At 67.0% G+C, this 11,411-nt stretch carries 6 protein-coding genes; 4 read left to right on the top strand and 2 right to left on the bottom strand.

Annotated elements, in window-relative coordinates:
* The coding region (locus HMPREF9440_RS06240; protein ID WP_008542562.1) for an aminotransferase class I/II-fold pyridoxal phosphate-dependent enzyme at positions 1–862 on the top strand (862 nt) is incomplete at its 5' end.
* Between the two features lie 198 nt (positions 863–1,060).
* On the opposite strand, the gene mmuM is transcribed toward HMPREF9440_RS06240, so the two are convergent.
* On the bottom strand, positions 1,061–2,017 hold the full coding sequence (mmuM, locus tag HMPREF9440_RS06235; protein WP_008542561.1) for a homocysteine S-methyltransferase: 957 nt from the start codon (positions 2,015–2,017) through the stop codon (positions 1,061–1,063).
* A gap of 284 nt (positions 2,018–2,301) precedes the next feature.
* On the opposite strand from mmuM, the gene HMPREF9440_RS06230 reads away from it, so the two are divergent.
* Positions 2,302–3,990 (top strand): putative transporter, encoded by a 1,689-nt coding sequence (locus HMPREF9440_RS06230; RefSeq protein ID WP_008542560.1) that lies wholly within the window; start codon positions 2,302–2,304, stop codon positions 3,988–3,990.
* A 170-nt stretch (positions 3,991–4,160) separates the two neighbouring features.
* Complete coding sequence (gene ade / locus HMPREF9440_RS06225) at positions 4,161–5,981, top strand: adenine deaminase (protein WP_008542559.1); 1,821 nt, start codon at positions 4,161–4,163, stop codon at positions 5,979–5,981.
* 896 nt (positions 5,982–6,877) lie between these two features.
* Here ade and HMPREF9440_RS11465 read toward each other — a convergent pair.
* Complete coding sequence (locus tag HMPREF9440_RS11465; protein WP_172634293.1) at positions 6,878–7,321, bottom strand: hypothetical protein; 444 nt, start codon at positions 7,319–7,321, stop codon at positions 6,878–6,880.
* On the opposite strand from HMPREF9440_RS11465, the gene HMPREF9440_RS06210 reads away from it, so the two are divergent.
* Entirely contained in the window at positions 7,263–10,583 is a 3,321-nt protein-coding gene (locus HMPREF9440_RS06210) for an autotransporter outer membrane beta-barrel domain-containing protein (RefSeq protein WP_172634292.1), read from the top strand. The genes HMPREF9440_RS11465 and HMPREF9440_RS06210 overlap by 59 nt on opposite strands.
* Positions 10,584–11,411: the final 828 nt, after the last annotated feature.

Here is an 11,411-nt window from a genome sequence, read left to right as displayed (position 1 = left end):
CTTCGCGCAGAAGAACCTCAACGTGACGACGGGCGCCGTCTCGAACCCCACCTGGGGGAACCACGTCGCGATTCTCAAAGAGGCGGGCCTCAACGTGCTCCGCTACGCCTACTACGACGCGGCGACGTTGTCGGTTGACCGCGAAGGGTTCTTCGCGGGGTTGGAAGCGCTCCCTGAGCGCACGCTCGTCGTGCTTCACGCCTGCTGCCACAACCCGACCGGGGTCGACATCACGATCGACGACTGGAAGCGGGTGCTCGACATCGTGGAGGCGAAGAACCTCATCCCCTTCCTCGACATGGCCTACCAGGGGTTCGGCGAAGGCTTGGAGGAAGACGCTCGGGCGCTCCGGATGTTTGCGGCCTCCGGGGTCTCGATGATGGCGGCGACGTCGTCGTCCAAAAACTTCGGCCTCTACGGCGAGCGCGCGGGCGCGCTTCACGTCGTGGGCGCGAACGAAACCGAAGCGAAGGTTCTGAAGACGATCCTCAACGCCCTCGTGCGCGCCGAATACTCGAACCCGCCCCGCCACGGCGGCGCGGTGGTGGCGGAGGTCCTGAACGACCCCGAACTCCTCCCCGCCTGGAAGTCGGAAGTCGACGGCTGCCGCAACCGCATCCTCGCGATGCGCCGCGCGCTCTTTGAAGCGGGGAAGGCGGAGGGCGCGGACCTCTCCTTCATCATCCGTCAGAAGGGGATGTTCTCCTTCACGGGGTTCACGAAGGCGGAGATGATCCGTCTCCGTGAAGAGTTCGCGATCTATGGGGTGGAAAACGGCCGCATCTGCGTCGCCGGCCTCAACACCAAGAACGTCGGGAAGGTCGCGAAGGCCTTCGCGCAGGTGCTCAAGGACCGCAAGTGATCGCGAAGTGAGCGCGAAGTGAGCGCTGGGCCGGAGGACGTTTGGGGAGCCGCGTGACGAACGCCTCACCCTCCCCGGTCTCATGAAGAAAAGCCGCCCGCAGGCACCTCGCCCCGGGCGACTTCTTCTTGTCAGGACTTGGGTTTCAGCGTCACGCCGGGCGATGGTCACCCGACGCCGCCCGAAGATCACCCAACCTCACCCGAGGAAGGCCTTCCTCATGACGCGCACGTCCTCCGGCAAAGTCCGGCAGCACCCGCCCAGGCACCGCACCCCCTGCCCCTTCCAGCGCACGACGTCCGCGTCCCAGTCGTGCGCGTGCGGGTCGGCCTTGGACCACGTCTTCGTCGCGGCGTCGTAGGTTTCGCCCGAGTTGGGGTAGAGAATCACGGGCTTCGAGGTCGCGCCTGTGAGGGCATCCAAGGCTTGCGCGGCGGTGGCCTTCGGAACGCAGTTGAGGCCCAAAGCTTCCACACAGTCCTCACCGTCCAACCACGCCGCGACTTCAGAGAGCGGCGTCCCGTCGGGGAGCCGCGTGGGATCCCCCGCCTTGTGCGTCATCGTCACCCAGCAGGTCATCCCGCGCGCGGCGGTCATGCGCACCAACGCCCGGATTTCCGCGAACTGCGGCTGGGTTTCGAGCGCGTAGAGGTCGCACCCGGCGGCCTTCAACGCATCCATGCGGAGCGCGTGGAAGGCTTCGAATTCGGCGTCGGTCAATCGATAGTCCCCTCGGTATTCGCTTCCGTCCGCGAGGTACGCGCCGTAGGGGCCCACCGACCCCGCGACGATCGCGTCTTCGCGCCCGCCCCGGCGGCAGCCCTCCCGGGCGAGCGTGACGCTCTTCGCGATCACGTCGAAGGCCGCCTCAGAATCGAGCCCCTTTTTGGCCAAGCCCGCTTCCGTCGCCTGATACGAGCACGTGATCGCGACGTCCGCGCCCGCGCGGGCGTAGGCTTCGTGGACGCGCTCGACGATCTCAGGTTCGTTGACGAGCACCTTCGCGGTCCAGAGGTCGTCTTTCAAGTCCGCCCCGAGGGCTTCGAGGGCGGTCGACATCGCGCCGTCGATGATGAGGCTCTCCTTCTTCGCGAGGAGCGCGGTGAAGGGCCGGGCAGGACGGGAGGCGGGAGAAGTGGTCGTGTTGGTGGTCATGGAATCGGTCTTCTTTGTCGGATGTCCCGGTCGGGGCGGTCGTCGTCCGTCCATTATGCGCCGCACGCCTTCCCGTCGGCCCCGGGCAACCGTCCGCCATCCGCCGCCCGACTCCCCTCGCCTCCGCTTCCCCCGCCCGCTTTGCGCGCCGCGCAAGTCTCCGAATGAACCCCTACGGACTTTTTCGCCCGGCAGGTCTAGGATGCCTACCTGCGTCCGCCATCCGGCGGATTTCCGCCTCAAGAAGGAACCTGACGACGGGCTCCGCCATCCCCCGACAACCCATGCTCGAAACGCTCGAAAGCCTGCGCCTCCTCGCCGACCCCGCGACCTTCGCGGGGAATCTCCTCGTCTACGCCCTCGTCATCTCCGTCGGGACGGCGTTGGGGCGGCTGCGCGTCTTCGGGGTGTCGTTGGGCGTCACCTTCATCCTCTTCGCGGGTCTCGCCGCGGGGCATTTCGGCTTTACGCCGAATCCCGTCATCCTCGGGTTCCTGCGGGATTTCGGCCTGATGCTCTTCGTCTTCTTCATCGGGCTTCAGGTGGGGCCGTCCTTCTTCTCGAGCTTCAGGGCGGGTGGGCTCCAGCTGAACGCCCTCTGCCTCTTCGGGATCGTCCTCTCCGTCGTCGTCACGATCGCGCTTTGGGCGGCGTTTGCCGGCCGCATTCCCTTGGCGGAGATGCTGGGCGAGCACTACGGCGCCGTCACCAACACTCCCGGCTTGGGCGCCGTGCAGGAAGCCTTGTCGGTTCTCGGCTGGACCGGCGCCGATCCGGCGGTGGCGTACGCCTGCGCGTACCCGTTGGCGGTGGTCGGGATCATCGGGACCGCGGTCGCGGTCCGGTGGGTGTGGAGGATCGACCCGGCGGAGGAAGACCGCCGCTGGGAGGCGTCGGAAAGTGAACAGCACGCCGCCCCCATCACCTTCTACGTCGAGGCCTCGAACGGCTACTTGGAGGACAAGCCCATCAAGGTGATCCGCCAGGTGATCGGGCGGCCCTTCGTGATCTCGCGGCGGTACAACGAGACGGAAGGCCTCATGAGTCCCGGGCCCAACACCCGGGTGAAGGTGGGCGACGTGCTCCGCTGCGTCGCCTTGGAGGAGCACAAGGAGGCCGTGGTGGCGTTCTTCGGGAAGGAGCGCACCGACGTCGACTTGACGAGCGAACACTCGCCCGTCCATTCGTCGCTCATCCTCATCACGGAGCCCTCCGTCAATGGGCTCCGCATCCAGGACCTTCACCTCTCGCACTACGACGGCACGAACGTGACCCGCATCTACCGCGCCGGGATGGAGCTCTTTCCGTATCAGAACCTTCACCTCCACTTGGGCGACCGCCTCGTCGTGGTGGGCCCCGAGCGCGCGGTGGCGCGCCTGGCGGGCGTTTTGGGCAACCAGGAGAAGAAGCTCGACCACCCGAACGTCATCTCGGTCTTCGTGGGGATCGCACTCGGGATCCTCACAGGCTCCATTCCGATCGTGATCCCGGGGATTCCGGCGGCGTTGAAGCTGGGGTTGGCTGGCGGCCCCTTGGTCGTCGCGATTCTGCTGGGGCGCTTCGGGCCCTCCTTGAAGCTCGCCACCTACACGACGAACTCGGCCTCCTTGATGCTCCGCGAAATCGGGATCTCCTTCTTCCTCGCGAGCGTGGGGCTCGCGGCCGGCCCCGGATTCGTCGCGGCCTTCACGGGCGGTGACGGGTTCCTCTTCATGGGATTGGGGTTGATCGTGACGCTCGTTCCCTTGTGGGTCGTCGCCGCGGCCGCGCGGATCGGCCTCCGGATGAACTACCACTCCATCGTGGGCCTCTTGGCCGGGATGACGACGAACCCGCCCGCCTTGGCGCACGCGGCGACTTTGTCCGAGAAGAACAGCGCGGCGGTCGCGTACTCCACCGTCTATCCGCTTGCGATGTTCCTCAGGATTCTCACCGGACAGATCGTGCTCCTTCTCTTCTGGACGGCGGCGTGAGCGGTGTGAGGGGTGTGAGAGGCGTGAGCGGCCCGATTGGCCCGATTGGCCCATTCCTCTGACCGTCATCGAAATCTTTCAAGAAAGAGATCCCCCGCGGCGGCCCCGCGCCGCCCCGGCGTCTATCATGTCGGCAACTTGTCTTCCCCGTCTCTGAGGACCCCGCCGACATGTCCGCCTCTTCGCATTCCAACGCCTCCTCCCCCGTCACCGTCACCCTCACCCCCGCCAACTTCGACGCGCTCCGCCGCCGCATCGACGCCTCGAACCTCGCCGTCCCCGCGGACACGCGCTTTACGGGGGGCGTCGTCGCCGACGTCTACACGGGCGAGTTCGTGAAGGGCGTCGACGTTCTGGTCAAGGACGGCCTCGTCGCGGCGGTGGTGCCCGAAGGCATCGGTGAGGCGCGTGAGACCGTGGACCTCCAGGGGAAGACGCTTCTTCCCGCCTTCATCGACGCGCACGTTCACATCGAGAGCGCGATGCTCGTTCCCGAGCGCTTCGCGGAACTCGTCGTCCCGCACGGGACCGGGGCGGTGGTGGCGGACCCGCACGAGATCGCGAACGTGCTCGGAACCGTCGGGTTGGACTTCATGCTCGAAGCCTCCGAGGGCCTTCCGCTCGACATCCGCTTTCAGCTCCCGTCCTGCGTTCCCGCGACGCCGTTCGAGCACGCAGGCGCCGTCTTGGACGCCGCCGCGCTCGAACCCTATTGGGAGAAGAAGCGCGTGCTGGGTTTGGGCGAAGTCATGAACATCCCGGGCGTTCTCGGGCACGACTCGGACCTCGCGGCGAAGCTTCTTCACGCCCAGAAGCGCAGCCGTCCCATCGACGGCCACGCGCCGGGGATCCTCCACGAAGCGAGGTCCGCCACGGCCGCGGCCGGCATCACGACCGACCACGAGAGCTCCTCCTTGGAAGAAATGCGCGAGAGCCTCGCCCGCGGCATGAAGGTGATCATCCGCGAGGGTTCCGCCGCGAAGAATCTCAGGACCCTTATTCAGGGCGTCACGCCCCGCAACAGCCGCCGCTGCATGTTCTGCTCGGACGACGTGAACCCCGCGGACGTCGAGCGCCTGGGGCACATGGAAAAGCACCTCAGGATGGCTGTCGAAGCCGGGGTCGATCCGATGACGGCCGTTCAGATGGCTACGCTCAACGCCGCCGAACACTTTGGTCTCCCCGGCGGCGCGATCGCGCCGGGGAAGCCCGCGGACTTCGCGGTGGTGGAGGACGTGACCACGTTCCGGGTGGCTGAAACTTGGCACCGCGGCGAATTGGTCGCGAAGGACGGGAAGCTCACGAAGCCCATCCGCACGCCCATTCAGCCTGAAGCGGTCCTCTCCCGCGTGAAGCTCCAGCCCGTGGGGCTGGAGACCTTCCGCCTGCCGGTGCCCTCCGGCGAAGCGAACGTCATCGGGATCGTCCCGCACGAAATCGTGACGAAGGCGGAGGTGCGAACCGTCAAGACCGACGCGGAGGGGAACTTCGACGCGCAGCTCAACCCCGGGCTCGTCAAGCTCGCCGTCCTGGAGCGCCACCACGCTTTGGGCACCGTCGGCCTCGGGATCCTCTCGGGGTACGTGGCGGCCGGGGCGCTCATGGAGGGCGCCGTCGCCACCACGATCGCCCACGACTCCCACAACATCGTCTGCGCGGGAGGGTCGGACGCCGACATGCTCGCGGCCGTGCGGGCTTTGGAGGCCCTGGGGGGCGGCATGGTGGTCGTGAAGCGGGGTGAAGTGGTGGCGTCCTTGGCCCTCCCCGCCGGCGGCCTTATGAGCTTTGAACCCGCCGACGCCGTCGCGCGCGGCGTCGCGGCCGTGCACCGGGCGGCGGAGGAAGCCTTCCGCCTGGGCGAAGGCTTGGAGCCCGTCATGACGCTCGCCTTCCTCGCCTTGCCCGTCATTCCGGAACTGCGCTTGACCGACCTCGGGCTCTTCGACGTGCGCGCGTGGACGCACGTGGGGACGGACCGGGGAGCGAAGTAAACCGGCGAAGTAAACCGGAGCGGGGAGCTTCCCCGCCGTCGGCGTCTTCCTCCCGTCTACATCCTGCTCTTCCTCATCCCTCGCCCGGTTCCGCACGTCGCGGGACCGGGCGTTTCTCTTCGGCGTCCGGCCCGTACGGACGCCTCCTCTTCGCCGTTCTGGCCTCTCCCACCTCTGTTCAGCCTGAGACGGACGCTCTTGACGGGTACTACGGTACCGCAGATTCCCTGTTTTTCAGCCCTTCCCGCGTCCCTCTCCGGGTCCCGACATGTTTCCGAGATGTTGCAGAAGACACACGCGGCCCCGAAATATTTTGGGCGTTCGGACGAATTTTTCGCATCCCCCGGTCTTAGGACACGTACCCTTCGGGACCGCCCGACCGCCCTCTTCATCCTCACGAACCCTCAACTTTCCGCCCGCTCCGGCCATTGTTGCAGGCCGCTCACGGCATTTGGTGAAAAAGCGCTTCCGGCGGGCGTCCATTTGTTGCGGGGGCGGTTGAGGGCCTTCCCGTCAAAAAGGAAAGACGGTGTCAAAGCCTTGGGCAGGCGCCCGGCGGGGTGACCTACGGCGTCGGTGTCGCCCCGGTCGGGCGCCGAAGGGCGCAGGGGGTGAGCCGTTCGCCTTGGGCGCGACCGACCCGACTTTCATTCCAGTTGCGGGGCGTCTGCGGTACCCGGTCGGCGGCCACCGCGGCCAGCCCTTTCCGACAGCGCGGGCGGCGCGCCGCCCGAACGGGAAGACCTTCCCGGCTGCCTCTCCTGACTGGTCATTTTCAGCGTTCTTTTATGTGGTGACCCTGGCGCATGTTGAACGCACGCTTGCCGTGAAATTTCTTTGATTTCCGGTCGTTTTGACGAACTTCAGTACTTTTCGCGACCCCATAGGATCCCGCATCAGCGGACCTGCGCGGGTCGGAAGCTGCTCCGGCTTCCTCTGAACGAACGGCCCGCGGGGTCCTCCCCGATTCGCCTTTGCAATAGGAATGACCGTCCCATGCAACGAAAAACCATGCTCCACGCGGCCGTCGTCACCGCGCTTTCCGTCTCGGCGCTGAACGCCGGCGCCGCCGCGGCCACTGCTGGCCCCGGTGTTTCCTCCAGTTCTCCTTCTTCGACCACGACCACTTCCACGGGTCCGGCTGCGCCGTCCGTGACGTCCACGACGACGGCACCGCCCTCGTCGACGGTTTCCACGTCGTCCGCCCCTTCGGGCACCTCGATGACCTCCGCGCCGTCTGCGCCCTCGGTCTCGACGTCTTCCTCGTCTTCTTCCAGCGCCGTGCCCGGTGCGGGCGTTTCCCCGGCGGGTGGCAGCCAGTCTGGCGTCGTTCCGTCCACGGGCACGTCCTCTTCTTCGCGGGGTGAAGACAGCTCGCGCGGCCCGGGCGCCGGTGCCGCCGCCAGCCCGACTTCTCCGTCCACCGGTGGCGGCGCTGCTGCCGCTACGCCCGGCCCGGTTCCTGGTGGCGCGGCCGTTCCGCCCGGCTCCGAGAGCCGTGAGCCTTCCGGTTCGCCTTCTACCGGCCGCGACCCGACCGGCACGACTTCTCAACCCTCCGGCAGCCCCGCCGCGTCCGCCCCGAAGCCCGGTAATCCCGGCTCGTCCGGCGCCGGCGCGAAGCCCGGCTCGAACAGCTCGGCTGAAAAGCCCTCCGGCGACGATCCTTCCGCCGCGTCCGGCCAGAACGGCAAGGACAAAGAGAAGGACAAGGAAAATCCGAAGTCCGAAAAGGAAAACGGCAAGGCCGACAAGGACCCCGGCAAAGCTGACGGCGCCGGCAAGGACGACGGCAAGCAGCCCGCCCAGCCCTCCGGCAAGCCCACCCCCGCCTCCGCTCCCGTCCAGGTGAGCAGCGACGCCCACTTCGAAGCCGTCAACGGCTGGTGGTCGAACGCCGTCCCCGCCTACGAAGACAAGTACTTCAACGGCGTCGACGTCCTCAAGGGGATCGGAAGCCAGGAAGGGGACCGCCATTTGGAGGGGATCCGCGTCTTCACGACGGATCCCAAACAGGTTGGCGCCGAAGGGGCCACTCCTGTCGAAGGGAAGGACGTCACGGTCGTCATCAACGCTGACCAGCTTGAAGAGCGCAACCGCTCCGCGATCTACTCCGGCATGCGCTACGTCCACGACGCGAACGTCAACGACAAGCGCACCGTCCGCAAGACGACGACCTGGGTGCTCTCGACCGAGAACGCCCAGAAGGTTGGGAGCAAGACCCAGCCCTTCTACGTCGACCTCCAGTCGGCGGCCGCGGCGGCCGGCACCTTTAAGTCCGGCCAGGCCCCGAAAAACGTCCACGAATTCCACTTCGACGGCGAAAAGACGAAGGCTTACGCGCACATCCGCAACGTCGACAGCACGGTGTGGGAGGACGGGAAGAAGAGCGAAAAGATCGTCGCTTCGCCCTTGAACAACGAAACGTCGGTGTTCGTCTCGAACGGCGCCGAGTGGTCGGGCGACCTCATCACGCTCGAAAACTACTGGAATGAGGGGACGAAGGCCGTCCGCACCCGCGCAACGAAGGACGACTCCGTCAACAACACGGTGAACAAGCTCGCCGTCGACGCGAAGTCCTCCTGGATCGGGAAGACCTCGAACCTCGGCCGCGGCGCCCGCCGCACCGACATCCTGTTGGACGGCACCTGGACCGCCAACGCCGACTCCGACTTCTCGACCCTCACAGGCGACGGCACGGTGAACGTGGGCGGCGTGAAGCTTTCTGTCGGCGAAAAGCTCGACCTCGCGAAGATCGTCGGCACGGCGAAAGAAAAGGAAGCCGCCACCGGCACGATCGCGCTCGCGGACAAGGCGCTCCTGCGCGTCCGGAAGGAAGCCAACATCGGTCTCGTCACCACGGGCGGCACCTCCACCATCGGCATCGCCGACGGTGCGCACGTCTCGATCGGTCAGCTGGGCGAAGCCTACAAGGCCGCCGCGGGCGAGCCCGCCGCCGCGCCGTCGAAGCCCGTGGAAGCCGAACTCCCGGCTTCCGCGAAGCCGATTCCCAACCAGCCCTCCGCCGCGGCCAAGCCGCCGGTTGCTGAACAGCCGGGCGGTGGCGCGAAGCCGCCCGCTGCCGCCGCTGCGGGTGCTTCGGGTGGTCCGGACACCACGTCCGGCGCCAGCATGAACAAGCCCGCGGGTTCGGAAGAAAGCGGCGGTCGCCGCCGCTCGCGTCGTGCGGTGGAAAACGTTCAGCCCTCGGGCGCCGCTTCCGGCGCTCAGCCGTCCGCCGTCTCGAACGGTCCGGCCGCCGCGCAGCCTGCCGCCAACGGCCAGCCTGCTGCCTCCGGTCAGCCCGCCGCTCAGCCGAACGACAAGCCCGAAGTCCAGGGCCATCCTGAACTCAACAAGCCTGCCCCTCAACCGGCCGCTTCGGCCCCGGTCAAGCCCAAGGCCACCCCGAAGGAAGTCTTCGACATCCGCTTCGAAGGGCTCTCCGCCAACACCGGCCTCTCGGTGCGCGACCGCCTCGCCGACACGACGGACGTCCGTCTCGTTGCGGCCTCCGACCTCAACAAGAAGGAAGGCGGCGCCGCGGAAGTCGCGGCCGAGATGTACAACCTTGTGACGCTGAACAGCGAGGACAAGGCCCGCGCCTTCGACTTCACGGTGGAAGCCAGCCAGTACGGCGACGGCTACGAAGGGACGGTCTCCGCCGGGAACGGCGCAGGCGCCGCCCCGGTGATCTCGAAGCTTCGCGTCCTTCAGAACAAGAACGCCTTGGCGGTGGTTGACGCCACGGGTCTCACGTACCTCCAGTGGCGCGCCGAAGCCGACGACGCGCAGGAGCGTCTCGGCGACCTTCGCAACCAGCCGGGTGAAGGCGGCGTCTGGGGCCGCATCACCGGCGGGAACGTCAAGGTGAACGGCATCGACGCGGACGTGAAGAGCGTGATGTTCGGGTCGGACCGCAAGGTGGACCTCGCCGGCGCTCCGGTCTGGGTGGGCGGCGCCCTCTCCTACACCGACGGCAACGCCGACCTCATGGGTCAGGCGGGCAAAGGCAGGAGCGACATGAGCACGGTCGCCGGGACGCTTTACGGCCAGTGGGTTTCGGACGACGGCACCTTCGTCGACGTGTCCGCGAAGTTGGGCCGCATCAACACCGAGTTCAAGCTCCCGGGCATCCGTGGCGACCTCCACAACACCGCGGCCTCCGTGGCCTTGGAAGCCGGTCACCGCTTCGACTTCGGGAAGGTCGGCACGGGCTTCTGGGTCGAACCCGGCATGGGCTACACGTACGCGCGCATCTTCGGCGGCGACTACGATTCCGGCAACGTCAAGGTGAAGCAGTCCGGGCTCGACAGCTCGGTGCTGCGCGCGGGGCTCAAGGCCGGCGTGTCGGATGCGAAGCTCGGCGGCATCTACGCCCGCGTCGACTACCTCTACGAGTTCGACGGGGAGGCGACGACGACCTTCGGCCAGCAGAACCGCGTCACGAAGGACTTCGGCGGCGGTTGGTACGAAGTCGGCTTCGGCGGCAACGTGAACTTCGCCCAGAACGTCCGCGGCTGGGCCGAGGTGAAGCGCGCCTCCGGCGGCGACCTCACCATGCCGTGGCGCGCCTCGGTGGGCGTGCGCTGGATGTACTGATCCTGAGAGATCAGGCCTGAAGACCCGACGCTCCGGCCCCGCGGGCGTGCTCCCTCCCACGGGGCCGGGCGGAGGGTTTGAAGGACACCAAGTCAGTCAACCAAGAAGAAGGCTCCGGCGGTCGGGACGTTCGAGCGGACGGTCCCGGTCTGCCGGAGCCTTTCTTTGCGCGCGGCCTCAACGGAACCCGTTGCCCACCCCTTCAGGCGGTTTCACGCGCCCTTCACGACACCACGACATTCCCCGTCGGCAAGGGAAACACAGCTTGTTGCAGACCCGCGACACGGGGTTTTGAAAAAACGCCGTCCCCGCCCGGACAGATTCGCGGCGCGCCGCGCCGAGGGCGCGCTCCCTGCGAAGACTTCCTCTTCGGGATCACGCCGATCGGTCAGGTTGTCGGGCCTTTCACGCGTTGATGACGCGGGCGTACGCCCGTCTCCACCCTGTGCATCCCGCGGGAGAGGCGTCTGTGCCGTCCCGCGCCAAAAGACGACCTCGGAAACGTCCGGCCAAAGTGACCGGCGCTTCCTTCTGGAGAAAACGAAATCCACCGCGGCGCCCGCCCCTTTGACGAACGCACTCCGTCAAATTCCTTTGATTTTCAAGCATTTAACAACACCGCAGTACCGGACGCCGGTTTCTTGGATGCGCGCATGTCGGCGCGGTGACCGAAAGGAGCCCCGTCCGGCGGGCGGTCTTCCTCATCCCGCTTCCCACATCCGGGAGGAATACGCCGCCCGCCGCCTTCACGCCCGCGACCCGATGTTCCAACACCGTCTTTCCCAATTCATAGACAACAGGAACCTCTTCACCGGGGCCCTTTCTGAG

Source organism: Sutterella parvirubra YIT 11816 (genome assembly GCF_000250875.1).
GTDB classification, from domain to species: Bacteria; Pseudomonadota; Gammaproteobacteria; order Burkholderiales; family Burkholderiaceae_F; genus Sutterella; species Sutterella parvirubra.
Note: the sequence above shows the minus strand (reverse complement) of the source record. Positions and strands in the feature narration are given on the sequence as shown.

What these genes read in the sequence shown, in the direction of transcription:
- mmuM (WP_008542561.1), bottom strand. Translation starts at nt 2,017, where the DNA reads ATGACCACCAACACGACCACTTCTCCCGCCTCCCGTCCTGCCCGGCCC.
- HMPREF9440_RS06230 (WP_008542560.1), top strand. Translation starts at nt 2,302, where the DNA reads ATGCTCGAAACGCTCGAAAGCCTGCGCCTCCTCGCCGACCCCGCGACC.
- ade (WP_008542559.1), top strand. Translation starts at nt 4,161, where the DNA reads ATGTCCGCCTCTTCGCATTCCAACGCCTCCTCCCCCGTCACCGTCACC.